This is a genomic window from Plantactinospora soyae (genome assembly GCF_014874095.1).
Classification (GTDB): Bacteria; Actinomycetota; Actinomycetes; order Mycobacteriales; family Micromonosporaceae; genus Plantactinospora; species Plantactinospora soyae.
Map to the genome: position 1 here is coordinate 5,502,958 of NZ_JADBEB010000001.1, position 24,370 is coordinate 5,527,327.

Annotated in this window: 21 protein-coding genes and 1 pseudogene; 14 read left to right on the forward strand and 8 right to left on the reverse strand. The window is 68.5% G+C overall.

Annotated elements, in window-relative coordinates; all coding sequences use genetic code 11:
• Positions 1 to 15 precede the first annotated feature (15 nt).
• Genes H4W31_RS24230 through H4W31_RS24240 form a run of 3 tightly spaced genes read right to left on the reverse strand, consistent with a single transcriptional unit; the run spans position 16 to position 1,369 of the window.
• The gene (locus H4W31_RS24230) at positions 16 to 318 is read right to left on the reverse strand and encodes a helix-turn-helix transcriptional regulator (protein ID WP_192768741.1); all 303 of its coding nucleotides are present in this window, start codon (positions 316 to 318) and stop codon (positions 16 to 18) included.
• Complete coding sequence (locus H4W31_RS44830) at positions 278 to 667, reverse strand: helix-turn-helix domain-containing protein (RefSeq protein WP_192768742.1); 390 nt, start codon at positions 665 to 667, stop codon at positions 278 to 280. The genes H4W31_RS24230 and H4W31_RS44830 overlap by 41 nt, the downstream gene beginning before the upstream one ends.
• Positions 668 to 712: 45 nt before the next feature.
• Positions 713 to 1,369, reverse strand: coding sequence for a TetR/AcrR family transcriptional regulator (locus tag H4W31_RS24240; RefSeq protein WP_192768743.1), 657 nt, complete (start codon positions 1,367 to 1,369; stop codon positions 713 to 715).
• A 112-nt stretch (positions 1,370 to 1,481) separates the two neighbouring features.
• On the opposite strand from H4W31_RS24240, the gene H4W31_RS24245 reads away from it, so the two are divergent.
• From H4W31_RS24245 to H4W31_RS24255, 3 genes are all read left to right on the forward strand, one after another.
• Complete coding sequence (locus tag H4W31_RS24245; RefSeq protein ID WP_192768744.1) at positions 1,482 to 2,162, forward strand: hypothetical protein; 681 nt, start codon at positions 1,482 to 1,484, stop codon at positions 2,160 to 2,162.
• A 171-nt stretch (positions 2,163 to 2,333) separates the two neighbouring features.
• The gene (locus H4W31_RS24250) at positions 2,334 to 3,857 is read left to right on the forward strand and encodes an alpha/beta hydrolase (RefSeq protein ID WP_192768745.1); all 1,524 of its coding nucleotides are present in this window, start codon (positions 2,334 to 2,336) and stop codon (positions 3,855 to 3,857) included.
• Positions 3,858 to 4,045: 188 nt separating this feature from the next.
• The gene (locus H4W31_RS24255; protein ID WP_192767359.1) at positions 4,046 to 5,182 is read left to right on the forward strand and encodes an IS701 family transposase; all 1,137 of its coding nucleotides are present in this window, start codon (positions 4,046 to 4,048) and stop codon (positions 5,180 to 5,182) included.
• A 521-nt stretch (positions 5,183 to 5,703) separates the two neighbouring features.
• On the opposite strand, the gene H4W31_RS44835 is transcribed toward H4W31_RS24255, so the two are convergent.
• Complete coding sequence (locus H4W31_RS44835; protein WP_404825618.1) at positions 5,704 to 6,039, reverse strand: transposase; 336 nt, start codon at positions 6,037 to 6,039, stop codon at positions 5,704 to 5,706.
• Positions 6,040 to 6,702: 663 nt separating this feature from the next.
• Here H4W31_RS44835 and H4W31_RS24265 point away from each other — a divergent pair.
• From H4W31_RS24265 to H4W31_RS24285, 5 genes are all read left to right on the forward strand, one after another.
• On the forward strand, positions 6,703 to 8,031 hold the full coding sequence (locus H4W31_RS24265; RefSeq protein WP_318783378.1) for an alpha/beta hydrolase: 1,329 nt from the start codon (positions 6,703 to 6,705) through the stop codon (positions 8,029 to 8,031).
• A gap of 44 nt (positions 8,032 to 8,075) precedes the next feature.
• The gene (locus H4W31_RS24270; RefSeq protein WP_192768748.1) at positions 8,076 to 8,558 is read left to right on the forward strand and encodes a MerR family transcriptional regulator; all 483 of its coding nucleotides are present in this window, start codon (positions 8,076 to 8,078) and stop codon (positions 8,556 to 8,558) included.
• A gap of 552 nt (positions 8,559 to 9,110) precedes the next feature.
• Entirely contained in the window at positions 9,111 to 9,980 is an 870-nt protein-coding gene (locus H4W31_RS24275) for an alpha/beta fold hydrolase (RefSeq protein ID WP_192768749.1), read from the forward strand.
• 163 nt (positions 9,981 to 10,143) lie between these two features.
• Positions 10,144 to 11,058, forward strand: coding sequence for an alpha/beta hydrolase (locus tag H4W31_RS24280; protein ID WP_192768750.1), 915 nt, complete (start codon positions 10,144 to 10,146; stop codon positions 11,056 to 11,058).
• A 122-nt stretch (positions 11,059 to 11,180) separates the two neighbouring features.
• A complete protein-coding gene (locus H4W31_RS24285; RefSeq protein ID WP_192768751.1) occupies positions 11,181 to 12,467 on the forward strand; it encodes an IS256 family transposase in 1,287 nt (428 codons plus the stop codon).
• 158 nt (positions 12,468 to 12,625) lie between these two features.
• Here the strand turns inward: H4W31_RS24285 and H4W31_RS24290 are convergent.
• Positions 12,626 to 12,868: pseudogene (locus H4W31_RS24290) on the reverse strand (transposase); the annotation flags it as partial.
• Between the two features lie 137 nt (positions 12,869 to 13,005).
• Between H4W31_RS24290 and H4W31_RS24295 the strand changes: the two are divergent.
• The 3 genes from H4W31_RS24295 to H4W31_RS24305 all read left to right on the forward strand — a co-directional run bounded on the left by H4W31_RS24295 (position 13,006) and on the right by H4W31_RS24305 (position 16,740).
• A complete protein-coding gene (locus tag H4W31_RS24295) occupies positions 13,006 to 13,758 on the forward strand; it encodes an alpha/beta fold hydrolase (protein WP_192768752.1) in 753 nt (250 codons plus the stop codon).
• A gap of 71 nt (positions 13,759 to 13,829) precedes the next feature.
• Entirely contained in the window at positions 13,830 to 14,441 is a 612-nt protein-coding gene (locus H4W31_RS24300) for a TetR/AcrR family transcriptional regulator (RefSeq protein ID WP_192768753.1), read from the forward strand.
• Between the two features lie 832 nt (positions 14,442 to 15,273).
• Positions 15,274 to 16,740 carry an alpha/beta hydrolase gene (locus H4W31_RS24305; RefSeq protein ID WP_192768754.1) on the forward strand — a complete coding sequence of 489 codons (1,467 nt, stop codon included), beginning with the start codon at positions 15,274 to 15,276 and terminating at the stop codon, positions 16,738 to 16,740.
• A gap of 96 nt (positions 16,741 to 16,836) precedes the next feature.
• On the opposite strand, the gene H4W31_RS24310 is transcribed toward H4W31_RS24305, so the two are convergent.
• Complete coding sequence (locus tag H4W31_RS24310; RefSeq protein ID WP_318783748.1) at positions 16,837 to 17,412, reverse strand: aldo/keto reductase; 576 nt, start codon at positions 17,410 to 17,412, stop codon at positions 16,837 to 16,839.
• Between the two features lie 102 nt (positions 17,413 to 17,514).
• Positions 17,515 to 18,315, reverse strand: a complete 801-nt coding sequence (locus H4W31_RS24315; protein ID WP_192768755.1) for a helix-turn-helix domain-containing protein — start codon at positions 18,313 to 18,315, stop codon at positions 17,515 to 17,517.
• 262 nt (positions 18,316 to 18,577) lie between these two features.
• Here H4W31_RS24315 and H4W31_RS24320 point away from each other — a divergent pair, with 262 nt between their 5' ends.
• The 3 genes from H4W31_RS24320 to H4W31_RS24330 all read left to right on the forward strand — a co-directional run bounded on the left by H4W31_RS24320 (position 18,578) and on the right by H4W31_RS24330 (position 23,458).
• Positions 18,578 to 19,228: a hypothetical protein gene (locus H4W31_RS24320; RefSeq protein ID WP_192768756.1), complete on the forward strand. Its 651-nt coding sequence runs from the start codon at positions 18,578 to 18,580 to the stop codon at positions 19,226 to 19,228.
• A gap of 384 nt (positions 19,229 to 19,612) precedes the next feature.
• Positions 19,613 to 20,518, forward strand: coding sequence for an alpha/beta fold hydrolase (locus H4W31_RS24325; protein ID WP_192768757.1), 906 nt, complete (start codon positions 19,613 to 19,615; stop codon positions 20,516 to 20,518).
• Positions 20,519 to 20,686: 168 nt separating this feature from the next.
• A complete protein-coding gene (locus H4W31_RS24330; protein WP_192768758.1) occupies positions 20,687 to 23,458 on the forward strand; it encodes a helix-turn-helix transcriptional regulator in 2,772 nt (923 codons plus the stop codon).
• 100 nt (positions 23,459 to 23,558) lie between these two features.
• On the opposite strand, the gene H4W31_RS24335 is transcribed toward H4W31_RS24330, so the two are convergent.
• Positions 23,559 to 24,242, reverse strand: a complete 684-nt coding sequence (locus tag H4W31_RS24335) for a GOLPH3/VPS74 family protein (protein ID WP_192768759.1) — start codon at positions 24,240 to 24,242, stop codon at positions 23,559 to 23,561.
• Positions 24,243 to 24,370 lie beyond the last annotated feature (128 nt).

A 24,370-nucleotide genomic window follows, 5' to 3' on the forward strand; every position in this document is an offset into this window, starting at 1 on the left:
AGCGGCCGACCCGGCTCAGGCCGCCCGCTCAGCCCGGGGTTCGAATCGGCCGGCGCCAGCCCGGATGAATTCGGTGGGCGACATGCCGTAGCGGCGTTTGAAGAGGCGGCTCAGGTGACTGCCGTCCGCGAACTGCCAGTGGGCGGCGATCTCCGAAACGCTCAGGCGGCCGTCGGCCAAGGCGGCACGAGCCTCGTGCAGACGGCGGTCGCGGATGTGCGCGGTCAGCGACTGGCCCTCGCCACCATCCTGCGTGAGGGGGCGTACGACACCTCGCTCATCCACGTCGTCGATCGAGGCCGTGAACGAGATCCACAACGCCCAGCTCGTGCCGGCGGTGGACCGACCCGATCATCGTCCCGGTGGCCCGGTCCAACGCCGCGAACAGGCTCGTCACACCCACGTCCGCGTCACTAACCTGGCGCGGACGACTCGGACGCGGCTCGTCATGCAACCCATCAACCCGATGGACGACGAACCGCGACCGCCAGGTACCGACCGCCGGCAACGACACACCAAGCAGCCGCGATACCTCACTGTTCGACAGACCCCTGGCACAGACCAGGACGATCCGCGCCCGCGTCGCGAGGGCCTGCGCGGCCGAACGCCTACGCGTCAACGCCTCCAACGCGTCCCGCTCCGCACCCGTCAAATCCAGCAGAGCCAACTACGGCCCACGACCATCACTAACCCAAACTACGGACTCAGGACACTAGTCCCGTGTTCTCCGGGCAACCATGGGATAGTCAGCCGTTTGCTCAGCAGTCTCTCCGGAGGGTGGATAGGCGTCGATCATTCGGCGCAGGGTGGCGATCGCGACGGCACGGACGTCCGTCTCGCGCAGTGGGGCAGAGAGCAGCGCCGAGCTGAACGAGAAGCCCTCAACCAGGGCGAGCAGCAGGAGCGCTTCGCGATCTAGCGCCTCCTCGTCGATCATGCGGTCGGCCAGCGCGTCGCGCAGCAGCGAGCGGATCACTTCTGCGCCCTCAAGCGATATCGCAGCGATGTCGGCCGCAAGCTCCGGTTCCGTGCGCGCCATGACGCGGTACTCGACGAAGGCGATGTGCTCCCGGCGCTCCTGATCGCTGGTCGGCGCGGCAAAGGCGATGACGTCAGTGATCCGTGCCACCGGGTCGTCGGACATCGTCACCGCGCGTCGCACGATGCGCTGCATGAGCACGCTCAGCGTGAAGCGCATGACTTCGCGGACGGTGTCTCCGAAGTAATACCGGATGCTCCCGATGGCCAAGCCGGTGCGAGCGGCGATCCGGGCGAGGGTCACCGAGCGCAGCCCGTGCGCGGCGACTTCATCGATCACGGCCTCGGCGACCTGCTCCCGGCGGACATCCGGGTCGACTCGTTTGGACATGATCCCATCATAGCAATCTCTAGCATTGGCATGCTAAATTCTCTAGCATGGACATGCTAGAAGCGCTTCGTGACGGTCCCCCTTCCCGTTACGGCCCCGGACAGGGCGAGACATGAAGGGCTGGTACAACCCCCGGACCGGCTCGACGGGCGAGGATCCTCACGGCTTCGACGGCGATGCGGGGGCGTGGTCGACGCCCGCTCCAGGGCTTGATTCACCGTTGCCACCGTTCCGCCCCTCCCTCTCGCTCGAGCGCACACGATTTGCAGTCGACCTGCCCGATGCGTCGACGGTGACGGTCGATGTCGATCACATGTCGGGCCGGGCGTCGCTCTACCGGGACGACCGCCACGTGCAGACCGCCGACATGCTGGTCCGGTTCCCGCTCGGGTCGGACAGCATCGAGGTCGCCGCGAGCAGGTACGGCATGCAGCGGATTCACCTGGTCAGCGCGAACGGCAGCCAACGACGTCTCGATCCCGCGCCCGGGACGCCCGAGCACTGGCGAGCTCAACTCTCCCGGCGGCACCCGGGAGCTGGGCGAGCCTTGGCCGCCGGTGCCGTGATCGTGCTGGCGGTCAACCTGATCCTGCTCGCGCCGCAGCTGCTCGAGGTGGTCACCCATCTGCCGCTCTGGGCGGATCGCTTCACGCCGTTCATCTCGCCCATCAACCTGCCGGCACGGGCGAACACGGCGCTGACCATCGCCGCGGCCCTCGCGGGGATCGAGCGAGCACTCACCTTCCGACACCACCGCCTCCTGGACGCCGAGACGGATGGGATCGAGAGCTGACGTCACGGCCCCAGCGGACAAGGGCGCTCGGTCATCGAGCGTCTCAGCGCACTCAGCCAAGAACACCCCGTCACACACCGCCGCCGCCTCGTACCCAACTGCGGCTCAACAAAGGAAGAACACGTGCGATCACATCCTCGACCCTCGAATCGATCTCGGCGCTCCACGACCGTGCTCGCCGCCGCCACGTCGGCACTCCTAGTGCTCGCCGGCTGCACATCCGCATCTCCCCCACCGGACTCCGGCGCGGATGCGGACCTCGGCTCCTACCTCACGCAAGAGCTCGACTGGGGCGGGTGCGAGGACACCGCGACGAACGCAGCGGACGCCAAACTGTTCGCGAACCCGGCGCTCGAGTGCGCCTCGGTCGAGGTGCCGATCGACTACGACGAGCCGAAGGGCGAGAGGGCGCACATCGCGCTCCTGCGCCTGCCCGCCACGGGCGAGGCCGAGGGCTCCTTGCTGGTCGACCCGGGCGGCCCCGGAGGCTCCGGCACCAACCTCGTCGCGTTGACCCTGCCCCTGTGGCAGGCCAGCCCCGTCGCCGAGCGCTTCGACATCGTCGGCTTCGATCCTCGGGGGATCGGGTCGTCCACCCCGGCCCTCGACTGCTACACCGACGATGAGTACGACGCAGGCGCGGCGCTACGGTTCGGCGTCGTGTACGACATCACCAGCGCCGAGCAGACGGCCGAGCTCGCAGAACGTTGCGCCAAGGGCTCTGGCGGGGCCGCGAACCTGGTGAACGCCGGGTCGACGAACGTCGTGCGGGACATGGACATCATGCGAGAGGTGCTCGGCGACAAGAAGCTCACCTATCTCGGCTACAGCTACGGCTCCCAGCTCGGCGCCATGTATGCCGCGACCTACCCCGAGAAGGTCCGCGCGATCGTGCTCGACGGGGCCATCGCGCCCGACCTGACGGCACAAGAACTCCGCGTCTCCCAGTTCACCGGCCTGCAGGCTCGGTTCGACGACCTCGCCGCGTTCTGCGCCGAATCACCCGACTGCGTACTCGGCACCGATCCCACAGCAGCGAACGATCGTCTGCACGAGATCGTCCGACCGCTCATCGAGACGCCGCCGACCGCCGACGGCAGAGAGGTGAGTGTCTGGGACGTCTACCTCGGTATCACCGGAGGGCTGTACTCGCAGGCGAGGTGGCCCAACGTCATCGCAGCGCTCACTGCCCTCGAGGCAGGTCAGGCCGACGAGATGCTCGCTCTGCGGGACACGTTCTACGGCCGCACCGGGGACGGCGCCTACACGCTCGACCTCGACACGAACATCGCCGTGCGCTGCATGGACTGGCCCCGCCCGACGCCCGAGGAAACCACCGCGCTGGCGCGCAAGGTCGGAGAGGTGGCGCCGATGTTCGACCTCGACGTCTTCACGGCAGCCGACTACCACAGCGAGTGCGAGGCGTGGCCCGCGCCGCCCACGGGCGGCGATCCCTGGCTCGCCGATGTCAAGGACCTTCCCGCGACTCTCGTGGTGTCAGTCACCGGCGATCCCGCGACGCCGTACGAGGGCGGCGTCGCGTTGGCTGACGCTCTGGGCGGAAGCCTGCTCACCGTCGACGGAAAGCAGCACGGTGCCTACCTCCTCGGCGGCAGCGAGTGCGTCGACGACGTCGTCAATGCGTATCTCCTCGACCTCGAATCCCCGCCGGCCGACGCCCGCTGCAGTCTCTAACCCGCCCGACTCCAACGAGCCCGCCGCGGCAGGCCCTGGTGCCATCGCTGGCGCAGATCGCCGCTTCCCCCTCCCTCGCATCCGTCGACAATCGCCGCGCCGAACATGACAAAAACGCATGTGATAACCGCCTAGTACTGCAACGGCACTGACCGAGTCGAGTTGTGTTCACGTTCGTTGGGTATCGCGTGACGGATGTCGATGTTGTTCGGTGGCATGCTGAGTTGGACCAGCTCCACGGTCGGATAGCGGCCCGGTTTCGTCGGGCGGAGCCGAGACGGCGGGCTCGTCAGTACATGTGTGGGCTGGTCACCAGCCTGGACCGGAAGAACGGGTGGACCCTTGCGGAGCTGGCCGGGGATGTGTCGCCGGACGGGATGCAGCGGTTGTTGCGGTGGGCGGACTGGGACGTCGACGCGGTCCGTGACGACGTTCGGGACTACGTGGTCGAGCATCTCGGTGACCCGCGGGGTGTGCTGATTGTGGATGACACCGGGTTCCTGAAGAAGGGCGTCCGGTCGGCCGGAGTTCAACGGCAGTATTCCGGGACCGCGGGGCGGAGGGAGAACTGCCAGGTCGGGGTGTTCCTGGCCTACCGGTCAGCTCGTGGGCACGCGTTGATCGACCGGCAGTTGTACCTGCCGGTGTCGTGGACCGATGACCGGGACCGGTGCCGGGCCGCCGGTATCCCGGACGAGGTGGAATTTGCCACGAAGGTGGAGATGGCCCGCACGATGCTCGGCCGGGCGTTGGACGCGGGGGTGCCGGTCGGGTGGGTGACGATGGACGAGGCCTACGGCCAGTGCAAGTCGCTGCGGGTCTGGCTGGAACAGCGGGACGTGGCGTATGTGGTCGCGACCCGCCGCAACGACGACATGGTCACCACCGGCATGGGTCGAGCCCGCGCGGACGAGTTGATCGCGGGCCTGCCGGACCGGGCATGGTGCCGCCTGTCCGCCGGCGCTGGAGCGCACGGCCCCAGGGAGTACTGGTGGGCGCGGGTGCCGGTCCGCGTGTTCTGGAAACCGGGACGCGGGTACTGGCTCCTCGCCCGCCGCAGTATCACCACCGGGGAGATCGCCTACTACGTCTGTTACGGACCCCGGCGGACCCGTCTGGTCGACCTGGCCCGGGTCGCCGGCAGTAGGTGGGCGATCGAGGAATGCTTCCAACAGGCGAAAAACGAAGCGGGTCTGGATGAGTACCAGGTACGGGACTGGCGGGCCTGGTACGCCCACATCACCCTGTCGATGGCCGCCCACGCCTGGCTGTCCGTGGCCCGATCCCTTGCCGTAAAAGGGGAACCGACAGCAGCACCGGCATGATGATCGGCTACACCGTACCGGAGATCCGCAGGCTCCTCACCGCACTGGCCGTGCGACAAACCCACCCACCAGAACACGTCTGGTCCTGGTCGAGATGGCGACGACGACGCCAACACCAAGCCCGAACCTGCCACTACCGACAACACGGCTACCCCTGACAACTGCCGTTGCAGTACTAGGACGTGTTTTGGATTGTGATCCTGACCTGGTGTTTCGGCATGATGCGGGGTCGTGAGTGACGCGAGGCGACATGACCTGACCGATGAGGCGTGGGCGTTGTTGAAACCGTTACTGCCGACGCAAGGCCCGCGGCCGTAGGCCGCGGGCCTTGCGTCGGCAGATGGACGGGCTCTGGGATGCAACCGTGGGCATCGATGGGTACTGCAACGGTCTCTTTTCGCGTGTCAGACGGGCCTGGGGGAGGGACAACTTCGTCACGAACCGTGTCAGCAGGTTGCGTCGAGCCTCGAGCCTCGAACGTGTCGAGGCGTTACGCGCGGCGGGCTCGGTCGCCCTCGCCCTCACCCCGCTCGATCGGGACCGATGGAGTCAGCGCCGGACCGGAACGCCGGGTCCGCAACCAGACGACCGCCGCTGCGGCCAGGGCGACAAGGCACGGCCCGGCGATGGTCGCGGCGTTCGCGGCGCCGGCGGAACGGTCGAGGCCCCTGCTTGCGGACCCAGTTCCGCAACGTCTCGTGGCTCATCCCCAGCTCACGTGCGACGTGGTTGATCGGCCGACGCGACGAGCGGACCAGGTCAACCGCATCACGCTGAAACTCTTCCTTGTACTTCGATGGACGTCCCAACGGGGACACCCCTTCCTCTGGACCAACATCCAGTCTCAGGGTGTCCACATCTCAGGGGGAAGCCCACCACCTCATTCTTCGCGTGGTCCGGTGGTGTGAACAGTGACGGCACGTCACGTGTGGGGTGTGACGTGGCGGCACTGTTGGGTGGTTGCGGCGGCTGGTGGCATGGGGGGGCATCGGGCTGGGGGTTGAGGAAGGACCGTGAGCAGTTGGCTGGGGGGCAGGTATGGGACGACGTCGGAGAGTGGCGTTGACCGTGGTTGTCGGGCTTGCCGCGTTCGTGGTGGCGCTGGTCTAAGCGGTGGGGTGCGGCGGCGGGTTGGCTCTTTCGGCTGGCTGCGACGCACACGCTGACGCTGGTCGTGAACGCCGGGTGCGGTGCGGACAGTGTCGAGTTGGCGGAAGCGTAGGAGGGGAGTCCGTAGCGTGAGTAGAAGGATGAGCAGTACGTCTCGCCCCGTTGGGGGTGGTCCGCCGGTGCGGCGACTTGGTTTCGCGGGTGTCGCCTTGGTGGTCTGTGTGGTTTCGGTCGTGGGGTGTACGTCCGGCGGGGAAGAGGATCCGGGTCCGGGTGAGAGCGTGGTTGGCGGTGCGTTGGAGCAGTACTACACCCAGAAGTTGGAGTGGAAGGGGTGTACGGACTTCGCGACGAGTCCGCGTGAGGCGGAGATCCTGGGGAAGGCTCCGGGTGAGTGCGCGTGGCTGAGTGTGCCGCTGGACTACGACGATCCTCAGGGCGCGGTCACCACCGTCGCGGTGTTGCGTGTCGCGGCTCGGGGGGAGTCGCGGGGTTCGTTGCTGTTCAACCCTGGTGGTCCGGGTGGCTCCGGCATTCTGGGTGGTCTGGGTGTGGTGGCTCAGATGACGAAGAGTCGCATCACGGAGCGGTTCGATGTGGTCGGGTTCGACCCGCGTGGTGTTGGTGCTACGAAGCCTGCGGCGGACTGCTACACCGAGGGCGGCACGAGCCGGGGTGACAAGGTGTTCCCGCTGATGACCTTGACAGTCTCGCTGACGGAGGAGGATACCCGGGCGGTGTTCGACCGCTGTGCCAAGGGATCCGGGGGTGTGGAGGCGCTTACGCAGATGGGTTCGCGGACGACCGCTCGTGACATGGATGTGTTGCGGGCGGCGCTCGGTGAGGAGAAGTTGACGTTCCTCGGTCAGAGTTACGGTACCCGGCTGGGGGCGGTTTACGCGGAGCAGTTCCCGCAGCGGGTGCGGGCGATGGTCCTCGACGGTGCCTTCGACTCCCGGCTGGGGACGATCGAGCGGCGGCTTTCGGCGTATGGGGGCTTCCAGCGAGCTTTCGAGGCGATGGCCGCCGCGTGTGCGCAGAAGGCATCCTGTCCATTGGGGACTGATCCGAAGGCGTGGACGTCGACGTTCCAGACGATCGTCGCGCCGCTGCGGGACAGGCCGGTGCCCGCACTCGACCAGGAGCTCGACTTCGACGAGGCGCTCGGTGGGGTGATGGCGGGCCTGTACAGCCCGGACAAGTGGCCGGCGATCATGAGTGGTCTTGCGGAGGTGCGGCAGGGGCGTGGCGACACGCTGCTGGAGCTGACGTTCGACTTCGAAGGTGGTGAGCCCGATTCCGTGGTCAACGGTAACGCGATCGAGGCGATGTTCGCGATCAACTGCATGGATGAGCAACGGCTCACCCCGCAGGACGCCACCCGGCTGCGGGTGAAGACCTATGAGACGGCGCCCTTCATGAACCCGGGCGGAGATCCTGCGGCGGGTGCCCGCGATGGATGCGAGTTCTGGCCGGTCCCACCGACGCTCGGTATCCCGTACGCGCAGAATGTCACGGGTCTGCCGGCCACGCTGGTCGTTTCGATCACCGGTGACGCCACCACTCCGCACCAGGGTGCCGTCAGCCTCGCCGAGACCCTGGGCAGCGCCCTGCTGACCGTCGAGGGGGAGGGACACACCATCGTCTCCTCGGGGAAGAGCGAGTGTGTCGACACCATCGCCGCGGACTACCTCATCGACCTCAAGCTGCCGGCCAGCATGCCCACCTGTTCCATCTGAACCCGGCGGTACGGCGTTCGAGATGAGCGCGGGAAGGAGACGACATGGCCTGGAGCACACGTGCGCTCGCGGCACTCGTCGGCACGACGATGAACACCATTCGGCACTACCGTCTCGGTCTGCTCGAAGAGCCGGAGCGCCGGTACAACGGATACAAGCAGTACGGGGCGGGGGATCTCGTACGCCTTCGGTGCATCGGACGGCTCGCCGATCCGGGGGTGCCGCTCTTCCGGATCGGCGAGGTGGGCGGGAACATCGCCGCGGACGCGTTGAGCCAGGTCGACACCGATCCCGTCGGCCACGACATCGACGTCGTGCAACCCGACGCGGACGAGGCGACTCGGCGGGGGAACCTCGCCGAGAGGCTCGCGCCGATCCTGGCGCGGCATCTCGTCGACCACCCCAGGCTCAGCGACCCGGCAGCTGACCTGTCCAAGAGTGGTGCCGAGAAACCGGCCGTGCGTCCGGGTGCGAACCGACCGAGCCGGATCGTGTGCGGCGCCATGCGCGGCTACGCGCTGATGTAGTCGTCGAGCTGCCTGGTCATGGAGGAGCCTCGGCGGCCTTCTGTACCGAATTCGCGACGGGAAGTTCCTGCACATGTCGGCCCTCCACGACGCCGAGGCCCTGCAGAAGCAGCTCGCAGGCTGACCCAGCCAGGCTCGACGCCCGACGCGAGCGGGTGCCCCCGGCCAGGATGGCCCGGGGCACCCCCGCTCTGTTGGCGTGCCTCGCAACTACGTTGCCAGCGTGGACGGTTCGGACGGCTGGGCCCAGGCTTCACCTAGCCAACCCACATAGGAAACCCTCAACTAGCACACCACCCAGTCGCGTCGCCGCCAGGCGGGGGCGTGATGCACGCCAGTCAGGGGTGGCGCGAGGGGTCGGCCGTCCCCTCACCGCGAGCCACGCCCTTGCAGCAAAGGGCGGAACGTACGGCGTCCAACTCCCGGTGGATGCCTGTCTCGCCGAGCTCTCGCAGTCTCAAACGGGCCTCGACAGGGTCAGTAAGGAGATCCTGCGGCTCGCCGTCGATCAGGCGGGTGCTGTAGGGCATGAACAGGTTTTGGAGGTTAGAAATGCGAGTGTTTCACCGGCACGTCACCGTCGAGGGGAAGCGGCTCTTCTACCGCGAGGCAGGGGAACCCGACACCCCTGCCGTGGTACTGCTGCACGGCTACCCCACAAGTTCGTTCATGTTCCGTGACCTGATCCCGAGGCTGGCCGACCGGTATCACGTGATCGCACCCGATCACCTCGGCTTCGGCCAGTCGGACAGCCCCACGGTCGACGAGTTCGACTACAGCTTCGACTCGCTCGCCCGACTCACCGCCGGACTGCTCGGGCAACTCGGCCTGAAGCGGTACGCCATCTACGTCCAGGACTACGGCGCGCCGATCGGGTGGCGGCTCGCCCTCCAGCCGGGCGCCCCGGTCACCGCCGTCATCACCCAGAACGGCAACGGCTACGAGGCTGGCTTCGTCCCTGACTTCTGGGAACCGGTCTGGGCGTACGGCGAGAACCCGAACGCCCAGACCGAGGCGGCCATGCGTACCGCCCTGGATCGCGACGCGATCGTCTGGCAGTACACCCACGGCGTACCGGATCCCAGCGTGGTCAGCCCCGACACCTGGACCCTGGACCACGCACTGCTCCAACGGCCGGGCAACGCCGAGGTGCAACTGGGCCTGTTCCGCGACTACTCGACGAACCGCGCGCTCTACCCCCGGCTCCAGGAGCACCTGCGGGCCAGTCGAGTTCCCGTGCTGGCGGTCTGGGGCCGCAACGACCAGATCTTCTCGCCGGAAGGCGCGAAGGCCTTTGGCGAAGACCTGCCGGACGCCGAAGTCCACCTTCTGGACGGTGGGCACTTTCTGTTGGAGAGCGACCTCGAAGGAGTCACCGAGCTCACCCGAGACTTCCTCGGCCGATTTCTCGGGACTACCTGACCACATGCGGCCGACGCCAACGTCGGTGAGAGGCGGGAAGCCTGGTCGTCGCCGGGCGGGCGTTCCATGTCGCCGCCGAGTTGCCAACCAGTCGACACGGAGGCATCCGGTTTCGCCGCGCCGAAGCGGCCTGAACAAACGCCGACACGAAAGGCACCATCAGATGCTTCAGCACATCACGATCCCGCGCGGACCGATCGATCTCGCGGCCCACCTCTACCTGCCCGACAGCATCGACGATGCGGCGCCGCTGCGCGCCGTGGTGCTCTCCACGCCCGGCAGCAGCGTGAAGGAGCAGATCGGCGCGAACTACGCATCCCGTCTCGCCGCCCGCGGCGTCCCGGCACTCAGTTTCGACCCCGCCCATCAAGGTCAGAGCGGCGGAGAGCCCCGCGACCTCGAAGACCCCTACCGCCGCGGTGAGGACATCTCCTACGCGATCGACGCGCTCAGCACGATCCCCGGCATCGACCCGGAGCGCATCGGCGTCCTCGGTATCTGCGCCGGCGGAGGCTACGCAGTGCACACCGCCCGCACGGACCATCGCATCAAGGCGGTCGGCGCGGTCGTCCCAGGCAACATGGGCACGTCGTTCCGCAGCTTCCAGCCAGATGGCGCGGCGGCCGCACTCGACACCATGGCCGACGCGCGCATCAAAGAGACCCGCTCCGGCGAGCTGACCCGCGTGAACTGGCTGCCCGACACCTTGGAGGAAGCCACAGCAGTCGGGCTGACCGATATTGACACGACCCAGGCAATCACCTATTACCGCACCGAGCGGGGCAGGAACGAACACTCCACGAACCGCCGCCTCTCGCTCGGCGACTCGCTGCTGCTGGGCTACGACGCATATCACCTGGTCGACCAGCTCATGACCCAGCCGCTGCAGGTCATCCTCGCCGGACGCATCGGCAACACCGGCTCCTACGAGTCCGGCATGCAGTTGTGGAAGCTGGCACCCAACCCGGTCGACCTCATGGTGATCGACGGCGCCGGACACTACGAGATGTACGACGAGCCCGAGTACGTCGACACCGCAGTCGATCGGCTCGTCAACTTTTACTTGAACAACCTGTAGATCATCCAATCCGGTGAACCTATGCGGCCACAGCACTAGTAGTGCTTTGTCAGGGTCTGTGGATCTAACGGTGTTTCCGGCCTGACCTACCGGGCGTTGTGCCTGGTGAGGAGGGTGCCGTGATGACCGCGACGCGGAACGATGTGAACGCGAGGAAGATCAAGGCCGAACCGTCGGCGGAGGCGAAGGCCGCCGCCGAGTTGGTGCGGCTGGCCAAGGAACAGGGGCTGTCGCTGACCGGCCCGGACGGGTTACTCAAACAGCTGACGAAGACGGTTCTGGAGACTGCGCTCAACGAGGAGATGACCGGGCACCTCGGCTACGAGAAACACGAACCGAGCGGCGCGGGGTCGGGCAATGTCCGTAACGGCTCCCGGTCGAAGACGGTGCTGACCGATACCACCGGACCGGTCGAGATCGACGTGCCACGCGATCGGGCGGGAACGTTCGATCCGCAGATCGTGCGTAAGCGTCAGCGGCGGTTGTCCGGGGTCGACGAGGTCGTGCTGTCGTTGTATGCCAAGGGACTGACGACCGGGGAGATCTGCGCGCACTTCGCCGAGATCTACGGGGCGTCGGTGTCGAAGGAGACTATTTCCCGGATCACCGACAAGGTGATCGAGGAGATGACCGACTGGTCTCACCGGCCCTTGGACGAGGTCTACGCGGCGGTGTTCATCGACGCGATCGTGGTCAAGGTGCGGGATGGGCAGGTGAGCAACCGGCCGTTCTACGCCGCGATCGGGGTCACCCTCGACGGGGAGAAGGACATTCTCGGCCTGTGGGCCGGCACCGGTGGTGAGGGCGCGAAGTTCTGGATGAGCGTGCTGACCGACCTGCGCAACCGGGGGGTCAAGGACGTGTTCTTCCTGGTCTGCGATGGGTTGAAGGGCCTACCGGAGGTGGTCACGAACGTCTGGCCCCGCGCCATCGTGCAGACATGCATCATCCACTTGATCCGCAACACGTTCCGGTTGACGTCCCGCAGGTACTGGGACGAACTGAAACGAGACGTCAAACCGATCTACACCGCGGTGAACGCCACCGCGGCCCGGGCCGCGTTCGACGACCTGGCCGAGAAGTGGGGCGGCCGCTACCCAGCCGTAATCCGCCTCTGGGACAACGCCTGGTCCGAGTTCATCCCGTTCCTCGACTACGACCTCGAGATCCGGAAGGTCATCTGCTCGACGAACGCGATCGAGTCACTGAACGCCCGCTACCGGCGCGCGATCAAGGCCCGTGGCCACTTCCCGAACGAACAGGCCGCGTTGAAGTGTCTGTACCTGGTCACCCGGTCCCTGGACCCGACCGGGACCGGCCGAACCCGGTGGGCGATGCGGTGGAAACCCGCGTTGAACGCCTTCGCCATCACCTTCAACGACCGCTTCCCGACCACTGAAACCTACTAACTAAGATCGCCGGAAACACCGTTGGCGAGACAGCCCCCTTTGTCATGATCGGAGTTGGTCTCGTGGTTTTCGTGTGGCGAAGTGGGTTTTACAGGCTGGGCAGGCGCCGGCGAGGCGGATGAGTAGGTGTTGCAGTTCGCGGAGTACCGCGTACAGGGTCAGGCCGGCGCTGTCGCTTTTGGCCGGGCGAGGCGGTGCGGGGTGAGGAAGGCGTGGGCGGCGGAGACGAGGGTGACGTGATGGTGCCAGCCTTGCCAGGTGCGGCCTTCGTAGTGGTCCAGGCCGAGGCTGGTTTTCAGTTCGCGGTAGTCGTGTTCGATCCGCCAGCGTAGTTTCGCCCATCGCACGAGGGCGCGTCGTGCTGTGGCGGCGGGCAGGTTCGACGGCCAGTACTTGATGGGCTCGGCCTGCTCGGGCGGCCAGGGCGCTCTGGTGAGATGCGTTGTCCTGCAAATGAAGACCCTGTTGTCAGGACAGGGTCAAACGCCTTTCGTGACCATCCTCATGCGACGGTCGCCGCGGTGCTACCGTCGGGCGGGTGACCGAAACCGTCTCCCTCGCGTACGACATCGACGGGTCCGGGCCGCTTCTCGTGGCCATCCACGGGATGACCGAGAACCGCCACTTCTGGGACCGGGTGCCGCTCGCCGAGCACTTCCGCACCCTGCGCGTCGACCTGCGCGGCCACGGCGATTCGCCGCATGCGACGCCGTACGACCCGCTGACCATGGCCGGTGATGTGCATGCGGTTCTGATGTCATTGGGCATCGAGCAGCGTCCCCTGGTCATGGGTCACTCGTACGGCGGGATGGTGGCCACGGCCTACGCCTCCCGCTTCCCGGTGCGAGGCGTGGTCAACATCGACCAGACGCTCAACGTGACACCCCTGCCCGGCGAGGCGGCCGCAGCCGTGCGCGGCCCGGGATACCAGGACTTTCTCACGGCGGGCTTCGCCCGGATGTACGGGCAGCTGGACCCGGCGCTCACCGAGGAGCTCGGCCGGAATCGCCGGGTGCGCCAGGATGTCCTGGTCGAGGTGTGGGCTCCGCTGCTCGACCTCGGCTCAGAGGAGCTGACGGCGTACATCGCGAACTTGACGCCGACCGGGCGGCCGACGCCGTACCTGGCGTTGCACGGCTCGCCCGTCGACGACGCTTACCGGGAGTGGCTGCATGCCCGCATCCCCGGCGCGGCCGTGGAGGCCGCGCCGGCCACCACCCACTACCCCCACCTGGCCGATCCCGGCTGGTTCGTCCGGCGGCTGACCGCGTTCGCCGAGGATGCGCGCTGACGGCTCAGGACACGACTATTTAAGTACTCCTCGGTACGGAAGAATTCTGTACCGAGGAGTACACTCGTGCCATGAGTGGCTCCCGCAGCACAGTGATGGGCCGGCCTCGGGGGTTCGACACCGACGAGGCGCTGGAGCGCGCGATGCGGGTGTTCTGGCAGCAGGGGTACGAGGGTTCCAGCCTGGCCGATCTGACCGGTGCCATGGGCATCACCAGGACCAGCATGTACGCGGCCTTCGGTAACAAGGAACAGCTGTTCCGCAAGGTGCTGCAGCGGTACGCGGACGGCCCGGCCGGCTACTTCGACGATGCCCTGGAGCAGCCAACCGCACGGGCGGCCACCGAGGCCCTGTTGCGCGGTTCGGTCCGCACGTCCACCCTTCCCGAGGGCTTCGCCGGGTGCCTGACCATCCAGGGTGCGCTGCCGGTGTGTGACGAGAACCGTCCCGCGCACGACGTGCTCGTCCAGTACCGCACCGAAGCCGGTGAAAGCCTCGAGCAGCGGTTCCGCCGCGCCGTCGACGAGGGTGACCTGCCGGGTGAAGTGGACCCGGGGCGGTTGGCCCGTTACGTCGTGGCGCTGGCGTTCGGCATTCCGGTGCACGCCGCCAACGGTCTCGGTCGCGCCGAGCTCGACGAGATCGTCGACCGGGCGATGCTCTGCTGGCCGGGAGCCCGCTGACCGGCCCGCGGTCACACATTGCTCAGTCGACCTCGACGACGGCCTTGCCGTGCAGGGTTCCGTCGCGCAGTGCGGTGATCGCCTCGTCGGCCCGCCGCCACGACCCCCGCCAGGTGATCGACGGCCGCAAGGTACCGCGCCAGCCGCTTCACTCTGCCCAGCCCTCGCCGTCGCGCGCCGGAACTCCTCCACCCGGCCCGGCTCGATGGTCAGGCGTTTCCCCCCGAGCCGACACCGTGTTGCCGGAACAGAGTCAACATCCTTGGGTACGCCGAGATCCTTGGGTACGCCGAGCCGGCAGCGCCGGCCCGGCGATCTCCTTGCCGACGTCAGTACCGAACGCCGGGCAACTCCTGCCGCGCCGCGTGCACGCCGTCACCGACCGGCCACAGGCGCCACTCGGCCATCTGCAGGCCGGTGAGCCGTTGTTCGCGGTGACGGTGAGGCGGTAGAAGCGGTACGCGGCCGGGGCGGCGGTTGCCATGAACCCGCGGGTGGCTGCCCGTCCGGTGAAGGTCTCGCCGGAGCGGGTGTCGAGCGTGGCCCAGTTCACGCCGTCCACGGAGCCGGTGAGCGTCCAGTCCCGCGGGTCCCGGTCGGGTGCGTCGTTGCCCCGAGGTGAGGCTGTGGTCGACGGCGGTGGCGGTATTCGCCTCGTACTGCCCCCAGCCGGTCGGCAGACCCCGACCAGTCGCCGAGACGGTCACCCCATACCTGTTGGGCGAACCGACACCGTGGTGCTCCGGCCGCTGGGCTGAGACCTGACGGGCGACGTTATTTGACCGTGTCCCGGCCACATGGTTTCCACTGACGCGATCGGAACGGAGGAAAAATGCGGAAAATATTGTCCGGTGTTCTCGTCATCGCCGTCTCCGCGGTTACATTGGGCTCGGTCCGCGGGGTGTCGGAGGCGGGAACGTCAAGCGCGTTGCGGTGGGAGGCGTGTCCGGCGGACGTCGCCTCGCCCGACCTGGAGTGCACGACGGTCCGTGTCCCGCTGGACTACCGGAGCCCGGAGGGGCGGCAGATCGACATCGCCGTCTCCCGCCTGCCGAGCAAGGATCCGTCGCAGCGCCGCGGTGTGCTGCTGACCAATCCCGGCGGCCCCGGCGGCGGGGGCCTGAGTTACCCGGGCCTCCTCGTGAACCCCGTGTTCCCCGAGCCGCTGCCCCAGAGCGTCCGCGATCGGTACGACGTGATCGGGTTCGATCCCCGCGGCGTGGGCCACAGCGCGCCGGTGACCTGTGACTACACGCCGGAGCAGATCGCGCGGCTCAACCTGCCGTACCCGGGCAACCCGGCCGACGTGCTGAAGGACGCCGAGATCGCGGAGACGATCGCCCGGCAGTGCGCGTCGTCGGAGACGGCCGGAATGCTGCCGTACATCACCACCGCGAACACCGCCCGGGACATGGACCGGATTCGGGAGGCGCTGGGCGAGCCGAAGATTTCCTACCTCGGCGCCTCGTACGGCACCTACCTCGGCGCCGTCTACACGACGTTGTTCCCGAGCCGCAGCGACCGGATCGTGCTCGACAGCAACCTGGGTCCGGGCGGATACGACCACACGGCCTTCCAGCGGCTGGCCCTCGGCATGGAGCAACGGTTCCCGGACTTCGCGAAGTTCGCCGCGGCCAACCCGCAGTACGGGCTGGGGGTCACTCCGGAGCAGGTGCGCGCGAAGTACTTCGAACTCGCCGCTCGGCTGGAGAAGACGCCGGTGCAGGGCATCGACGGCTCGCTGTTCCGCGGGGCCACGTTCGACCTGCTCTACACCGACGTGGGCTTCACCACGCTGGCCGCGATCTGGCAGGCGCTCGACACCGGCCGGCCGGTGCCACCCGCGCCGCCGCCCGGCAACCCGGACAACTCGTTGTCCAGTCGCCTCCACGTGCTCTGCGGTGACTCGAGCTGGCCTCGGTCGGTCCGGGGCTACCAGCGTGACGTCGCGCTCTACCGGATGAAGTACCCGTTGATCGGTGCGGCCGCGGCCAACATCGGGCCGTGTGCCTTCTGGCCGGCGCCGATCGAGCGCCCGGTTCGGATCGGCGACCGGGGCCCGTCGAACGTTCTCATGGTGCAGAACCTCCGCGACCCCGGAACCCCGCTGGCCGGCGCCCGCGAGCTTCGAAAGGCGTTCGGTGACCGGGCACGGATGGTCACGGCCGACCAGGGTGGCCACGGCGCCTACGGGCTCTTCGCCCGGAACACGTGCGTGAACGACACGGTGACGACCTTCCTGACCACCGGGCAGCGCCCGCACCGCGACGTCGCCTGCGCGGCCGCGCCGGGGAAGTGATTCGTCTCAGCCGATCGGGGTGAGGCGTGGCTCAGCGGTCCGGGGCGGCCATGTTCGCTTCGTCGTGGCGATCGCCGGAGGCGGGCGTCAGGTCGTTCAGGCGGGCGATGTGGCCGGGGGGTGAGCTCGACGCCGTCGGCGGCCGTGTTCTCCTTCAGCCGGTCGATGCGGGTGGTGCCGGGGATCGGGGCCATGTCGTCGCCCTGGGCGAGCAGTCAGGCGAGGGCGACCTGGGCGGGCGTGGCCCCGATCTCGGCGGGCGATGGCGTGGACCTCGTCGACGATGTGCAGGTTGCGTTCGAGGTTGCCGCCGGTGACGCGCGGGTTGGTGCGCCGCCAGTCGTCGGCGTCGAGGCCGTCCAGGGTTCGGATGGCGCCGGTGAGGAAGCCGTGGCCGAGCGGGGACTTGGTGGCCAGCACCACCTCGTCCCGGCGTCCCTCGATGGCCCGGCCGACCAGCTCCTCGTCGGTGGGCCCGTACAGGTCGGAGGTGTCGATGTGCGTGACACCGAGATCAAGGGCGCGGTGGATCGTGCGGATCGACTGGTCGCCGAGGCGACGGCGCTGGTGTAGAAGGCGGATTCCCATGGCGCCCAGGCCGATGCGCGGGACCTCGAGGCCGCCGAGTGAAGTGGTTCTCATCGTGGATCCCTCTCGATAGGGCCGCTTCATGCTCCCCGCGGCAGAGAACTGCGGTGCATCAAGACCGATCGGTACCGAAGTGGGACCTGTGACACCGGCGTCGAGAGGCACGGACCCGGGGCGGTCAGCCCGTCAGGTCGTGGCGCTGGCGTTGGTATCCCCGTGCATGCCGCCAACGACCGGGTGGGGATCGTCCTCTGCCGCACGCGTGAGGCGCAGTTGCTGCTGGGCGAGGACGCTGGCCCGGCCGAGCACATCGAGCTGTGCGGTGTTGTAGAGGGCGACCACGGCGTCGACGAAGGTCTGCTGGGTGACGTGCTCGCTCTTGGACAGATGCCCGGCGGGGTCGCTCAGCCACGGGTAGTCGATGAGGTGCTGCGCGAGGATCGGTGCGAGTTTTTCGGCGAGGTTCTGCCGGGTGGCCTCGTCCGCGTCGGCCGGCAGGGCGTCGATGTCCGCGTTGATGGGGTCGGTGTCGGCCTCGACCATGCGCTGGAGGTCCTTCATCGCGTCGTCGTCGTACAGCCGGGTGAAGACGTGGATGAGCGAGCTGTCGGACGCGGACAGGCGTTGTGCGACGGACTCGAAGCCCGCCGGGGCGTTGGCCGGGGCGCCGTCGCGCAGGATGAGGGCGATGTCGGAGCGGGCCCGCCGCAGGCGCTGCACCTCGGCCGAGAGATCGGCGTCGACCTGGCGCAACACTTCCGGGGCGATGTCGCCGTCCGATCCGACGGCACCGATCTGGGACAGGGGCACCCCGAGCTCCACGAGCCGCCGGATACGCAGCAGGCCCACGAGATCCTGTACGCCGTACTGCTTGTACCCGTTGTACCGGCGTTCCGGCTCCTCGAGCAGGCCGAGCCGGTGGTAGTGCCGGACGGTGTTCACCGTGGTGCCGGCAAGCTCGGCGAGCTCCCGGGTGCTCCAGGCCACCTCGGCTCCTTCCAGGATCGCGGTCGGAGGTCTAGGAGACGATCTTCAATCCCGGGTCACCCGGGACTGAACACTGTGTCCCCACCACCGAGTCAAGACCATGGGAGAGTCGAAAGACTTCTGTCCTGACCGGTCTCCCCGCAGACGTTAGCACATCAGATCCAACCGGTACGGAAGTCAACTGCCGCGCTTCCGGTTGACCGTGTTCTGGGAACAGGGTTTCCCATGGTCGTGACGGCGTGATCCGGTCGGGGAGCATCAGATGTTCAAGCAGTGGCGGAGGCGCCGGGCGATCCAGCGGGTCAGGCCCGGCGACGGGCTTCCCCTGAAGCGCTTCCGCTGGTGGCAACCGTTGATCCGGTCCTTGTTCTACCTTCCGTCCGACGAGGGCGCGGGCCGGTCGGCGGTCTACGCCGTCGACGTGCATCATCTGCGTTCCGAGACCGAGAACGGCAACATCGGGGCGCACCTCTATCGCGACGGCCGCCGGCAGGCCCGAGCGGAGCTGCCCACCATCTTCACCGTCGAAGGCGGCACGATCGAGGTGATCGCCACCACCTTCGGCCTCCGGCGCTGCCACTACGTCACCGACGAGGGGGCCGAGCAGCAACTCGTTCCGGACCCCCGCTCGGGCGAGGGCCGCCGCGCCCGCCTCGACCGAGAGCATCCCGTGCTCAGCCGCTGGATCAGCGCGTTCTCGCTGATCGTGCTGCTGGGCGCGCTGCTGCTCACCCTCCCGCAGCTGGCCGAGTCGCTGTCCCGCATCCCGCCGGTGGCCGAGCGCTGGGGCACCTTCACCTCGCCTCTCGACCTGCCGTTGTGGTCCACCATCGTGCTGGCGGTCAGCGCGGGAATCGCCAGCACGGAGCGGGCAATGCGCCTGCGCTACCGCGCGTGGCTCGACGAGGGCTGACTCAGACCCCGGATCGAACGACGGGTCACCGTGCCGCAGCATCAGCATTCGAGCACCGCGGCTTGCGGGCCGGTCACCTGCTGTCTCGCGTTCGGAGTGGCGGCCGTCCAATCGTGGTACATGGCCGCCGACTGCGTCCTCGGCACCGGTCAGCATTGACTGTGTCGTGACGGCATGGCCGCCAATTGGGCGCCGTGCCGGTGGTATTTGTGCATGGTGTCCGAGATCCCGGCGATCTGGGACGGCGTGGCGCCGAGGTGTTGCAGGAGTTCTGGGCCGGTCTCGCGAACTGAGCCCCACTTCTCCAGATCAGTAATTTGACCGATTCAACAGCGGCGGGAACGGGACAGCCTCAGGGGACAGCTCATCGGACCTGGGAGAGTCATGAGACCGACGGTCGTCCTCGTGCACGGTGCGTTCGCCGATGCGGCCGGCTGGGGCGGGGTCATCCGGGGCCTGCGCGCCGACGGCTTTCCCGCCGTTGCCCTGGCCAACCCCTTGCGAGGCGTACGCTTCGACGCCGGCTACCTGCGCGCCGCGCTCGCCTCCATCGAGGGTGACGTCGTTCTGGTCGGCCACTCGTACGGCGGCATGGTGATCTCGAACGGCGCCGTCGGCAATCCGGCGGTGAAGGCGCTGGTCTATGCCGGCGCTTTCGCCCCGGAGGCGGGGGAGAGCGCCGCCCGGCTCTCCGCCCGGTTCCCCGGTAGCTCGCTGGACGAGACGCTCGTCCCGGTGCGGCTGCCCGATGGCCGCTTCGACCTCTACATCCGGCAGGCCCGCTACCACGAGCAGTTCGCCGCCGATTCCTCCGCGGACTCCGCAGCGGTGATGGCGGTGACCCAGCGGCCGATCACCGACGCCGCGCTCAATGAGGCGTCCGGCGAGCCGGCCTGGAGGTCGATACCGTCCTGGTTCCTGTTCGGCAGCGAGGACCGCACCATCCCGGTCGCCGCGCACCGGTTCATGGCCGAACGGGCCGGCTCGCGCCGTACGGTCGAGCTGAAGGGTGGCTCCCACACGGTGGCCGTCCCGGAGGCCGCCGCCCTCGTCGAGCTGATCCGTGAGGCGTCCGGCACCGGCTCGTCGCTGGTGTCCCAAGACGTCGCCCGCGCCGACCGGCCGAGCACCCGAACCGGGTGTGGCACCGCCGAGGTCGCCGTCGGCAGAGGGGCGTACGAGGTCGGCGTCCGAGGAGCCGGCGGCCGGCCCCGGCGGGTCGGCGCCGCTGTCCTCGCGTACCTTGCCGCCGAAGTCATTCGGCAGCGCCACGTGGGACGATCGGGCTGAGGCGGGATTCACACTGGCTGTTTCGTGATCGTTTGCGCAGTTAGGCCGGTTGCGCTGTTTCCGATCATGGCGGAGAGTGCGGTGGTGTACCCGGCTCGTCGGCGTCCTCGAGTGCCTGGCCGTGGTCACGGCCGAGATCGGAGACATCCCGACGCGAGGTGAGCTGCAGTGAACGCCGGCCCGGACGCCGGCTCGCCCGTTCTGGTGGGGCGGGCGGGTGAGCTGGCCGGGCTGGCGGAGTTTCTGGCCGAGGCCGCCCGAGACGGTGCCGCGCTGCTGCTCACGGGTGATCCGGGTGCCGGCAAGACGGCTCTTCTGGCGGCGACGGCCGAGCCCGCCGCCGCCCGGGGAGTGCGGGTGATCCGCGGAAGCGGCGTCGAATACGAGACGGAGATCAGCTTCGCGGGGCTGCACCAGCTGGTCGGCGCGCTCTCGGCCGAACTTGCCCGGCTGCCGGACTCTTCACGTTCCGCGCTCGAGGTCGCGCTCGGCTTCGGAACGGGGCCCGCGCCGGCCGAGATGGCTGTCCTGCACGCCGCCTATGCGCTGTTCGTCGAGGCCGCCCGCGAGAGGCCGCTGCTGCTGGTCGTCGACGACCTGCACGCGCTGGACCGGGCCAGCCGGTCCGTGATCAGCTTCGTCGCCCGGCGCACGGCCGGCCGTCGCATCGGCGTGCTGGCCGCGGTCCGGACCGGAGTCGTGGATTCGCCGGAGCCCCTCCGTCTGCCGGAGATGCCGGTCGGGCCGCTGCTCGACGCGGACGCGATCCGGCTGCTGTCGTCCCGGTTCGCGGGTCTCCCTCGGCGGCTGATCGTGGACGTCGCGCACCAGGCGCAGGGGAATCCGTTGGCCCTGCTGGAGTTCGGAGCCCTCGCCGACGGGCCCGGGACCCGCCTGCGCGGGCACACCTCGATCGGTACGGGCCCGGCCGAGGAGGTCCGTGCGCTCTATGCCGCCCGGGTCGCCCGGCTGCCGGGCGGGACCCGTGAGTTGCTGCTGCTCGCTGCCTTGGAAGGCACCGGGGACATCGGCGTCCTGGAGGCAGCCGCCGGCGACGTGGCCATCGGCGCTCTCGACGCGGCGGAGCGGGACCAGATGATCCACGTCACGCCGGACGGACGTACGGTGCGGTTCCGGCATCCCTTGACCAGATCGGCCGTGGTCGGAGAGGCAACCCTCGAACAGCGCCGGAGCGCTCACCGCCGGCTGGCCGAGGCGCTGACCGGACAGCCGGAACGCCGCGCGGACCACCTGTCGATGGCCACTGCGGCCCCCGACGAGCCGGTCGCTCAGATCGTCGAGGCAGGCGCATGGCAGAGCCTGCGCCGCGGCGACGTCCTGGGAGCCCTGACCAGACTGAGGCGGGCCGCCGAACTCAGCCCCGACCGTGAGAAGGGCCGCCGCCGGCTCGCCGACGCCGCCTACGTCGGAGCCTCGGTGGCCGGCCACCTCGACCTGTCGCATGAACTCATGCGTGAGCTGGACGATCACACGGCAACGAGCCGATCCCTGCCGGCGGTCGCCGCGGCCGGATATCTGGCCCTGATGACCGACGGCGATGCCGCAACCGCCCACCGGGTGCTGGTCGAGGCGCTCGATCAACACACCCACACGGCCGGCGTCGGCCTGGAGGATCTCACGCCGGCCCTGTTCACCCTCATGGTCACCTGTCAGTACTCCGGCCGGCCGGAACGATGGGCGCCGTTGCGGGAACTGGTCGGGAAACTGCCCACCGTCCCGGTCAGCTCGCCGATCTCCCTCATACGCATCCTGGAGGATCCTGGCGCCGTGCCCGGCGAGCTGCTTCACGACCTCGATGAGCAGCTGGCCAGACTGGACCAGGTGACCGACGCCGGCATCATCATCCGGACGGCGCTGGCGGCCTCGTACCTCGATCGCCTCTCCGGCTGCCGCCGGCAGGTGGCCCTGACCCTTCGCCACGCTCGTGACAGTGGCACGGTCAGTGGACATCCCCTGCTGATCGTGAGCGCTCTGGACGACCTGTACACCGGTCGGTGGGGCCGGGCCGATGCGGCCGCCCGCGAGATCATCGACAGCGGCCGGTACACGAGGTACCGCCTCTTCAGCCAGATCGGCCGCTACATCGCCGCACTGGTCGCCGCCCACCGTGGCGACGTGGACACTTGCATGACCCACTGCCAGGTGCTCCTCGACTGGGCGGCCGGCCGCGACCTCGGCCGACTGGCGAACTGGGCTCATCAGGCGCAGGCCCGGGCGGCCCTCGGCTCGTCGGACTTCGACACGGCCTTTCGCCACGCCTCGGCGATCACCGCGCCGGGCGAGCTGCCGCCCTTCACCATCGAGGCGCTGTGGACGGCCCTGGACCTGGTGGAGGCCGCAGTCCACTCCGGGCGCACCAGCGAGGCGCAGAAGCACGCGGCGGCGCTCCGGGCCGCCCGAGTCGGCCGTGTCTCGCCGCGTTACGCGCTGATGACCGCCACGGCGACCGCCATGACATCGGCTCCGTCGTGGATGGCGCGGCAGTTCGACGAAGCCTTGGCTCTCCCGGGCATCGAGCAGTGGCCGTTCGAGGTCGCGCGGACCCACCTGGCCTACGGTGAACAGCTTCGCCGGCGGTCGCTCAGAGCCGAGGCGCGGGTGCACCTCTTCGCGGCGCACGAGCGTTTCGAGTGGCTCGGAGCTGCCCCCTGGGTGGCGCGGGCGGCCTCCGAACTGCGTGCCACCGGGATGACCCGATCGGCGGGAGCGCTCGCCGGGGATGCCCTGACACCGCAGGAGCGCGAGGTCGCGGAACTCGCCGCCACCGGTCTCTCGACGAAGGAGGTGGCGGCCCGCCTGATGATCTCGCCCCGCACCGTCTCCGCACATCTGTACCGGGTCTTTCCCAAGCTCGGCATCAGCTCCCGGGCCGCCCTGCGTGATGCTCTCACCGATCGAGACGCCGATCCCGAGGCCTAGCACGTCATGGAGCTCGGTGCCAACGTCGCGTTCGTGCCACGGCCACGAGCGGCGGCTGTCGACTTCTGGATGGACTATCAAGGACTGGTCTACTGACCGCTCACGATGAGGCGGTTCCCCGCAGCGCGAGCGACCCGGACAGGGCCGAGCGCAGACCCGGCAGATCGCGGTCGACCCGCCCGGTCAGAGCACGCACGGCAGGTCTCCGTCCTCTCAGATCACGCCAGCGGAATACGGTGCTCACATTCCCGTCGATCGCGAGCGCGGCCAGCACGGCCTCTCCGATCGGCGTCGGCGCGGAACCGGGATCTCGCTGCACCGCATCGCGTACCCGGGCGCGCAGGGTTTCCACCGCCCCAGGGTCCGCGACGTGAATCCGCTTTGTCCCGATGGGGCCCAGGATCCGGCGATGCTCGATCGCGATGGCTCCCGCCTCGACGAGCTGGTCGCGGACGGTCTCCTCGGCCTCGAGCCATCCGCTCTCCAGCACGTCGAACCAGCGTCGGGGACGGTCCGCCGGGACGGCGCCGAGCATCTGGGCGAGGAACGGGTCGAGCGTCGCCGTCGTCGCGTTCGTCCGCTCGGCCTTGCCGTCACGGTCGCGCAGCCAGCCGGTGATGCACAGCTCGGCGACCGCGGCGGCGGACAGCAGCGACCCGCGGACGGCGGCGCTGTCGTCCTCGAGCTTGGCCTTCTCGAGCCGCAGACTCAGGAGGAAGAGCCGCTGCGGCAACGGCAGGGTCGCCATCGCCGCGCTTGACGAGGTTTCTTGGGACATCGACATACCTCAAGTAGAAACGTAGTGGTCACCACACGGTCCAGTCGTGGAGTCCTCGAGTCCGACAGGCCGCCGGCCCGGCCGTGGCAGGTCGAGCACCACCATGTCGAAACGCGGTGGGCTGCTGATGCAGC

Excerpts from the sequence above, each read along its gene's own strand:
- H4W31_RS24240 (WP_192768743.1), bottom strand. The coding sequence starts at position 1,369 with ATGTCCAAACGAGTCGACCCGGATGTCCGCCGGGAGCAGGTCGCCGAG.
- H4W31_RS24245 (WP_192768744.1), top strand. The coding sequence starts at position 1,482 with ATGAAGGGCTGGTACAACCCCCGGACCGGCTCGACGGGCGAGGATCCT.
- H4W31_RS24270 (WP_192768748.1), top strand. The coding sequence starts at position 8,076 with ATGGCCTGGAGCACACGTGCGCTCGCGGCACTCGTCGGCACGACGATG.
- H4W31_RS24275 (WP_192768749.1), top strand. The coding sequence starts at position 9,111 with ATGCGAGTGTTTCACCGGCACGTCACCGTCGAGGGGAAGCGGCTCTTC.
- H4W31_RS24280 (WP_192768750.1), top strand. The coding sequence starts at position 10,144 with ATGCTTCAGCACATCACGATCCCGCGCGGACCGATCGATCTCGCGGCC.
- H4W31_RS24285 (WP_192768751.1), top strand. The coding sequence starts at position 11,181 with ATGACCGCGACGCGGAACGATGTGAACGCGAGGAAGATCAAGGCCGAA.
- H4W31_RS24300 (WP_192768753.1), top strand. The coding sequence starts at position 13,830 with ATGAGTGGCTCCCGCAGCACAGTGATGGGCCGGCCTCGGGGGTTCGAC.
- H4W31_RS24305 (WP_192768754.1), top strand. The coding sequence starts at position 15,274 with ATGCGGAAAATATTGTCCGGTGTTCTCGTCATCGCCGTCTCCGCGGTT.
- H4W31_RS24310 (WP_318783748.1), bottom strand. The coding sequence starts at position 17,412 with ATGAAGCGGCCCTATCGAGAGGGATCCACGATGAGAACCACTTCACTC.
- H4W31_RS24320 (WP_192768756.1), top strand. The coding sequence starts at position 18,578 with ATGTTCAAGCAGTGGCGGAGGCGCCGGGCGATCCAGCGGGTCAGGCCC.
- H4W31_RS24325 (WP_192768757.1), top strand. The coding sequence starts at position 19,613 with ATGAGACCGACGGTCGTCCTCGTGCACGGTGCGTTCGCCGATGCGGCC.
- H4W31_RS24335 (WP_192768759.1), bottom strand. The coding sequence starts at position 24,242 with ATGTCGATGTCCCAAGAAACCTCGTCAAGCGCGGCGATGGCGACCCTG.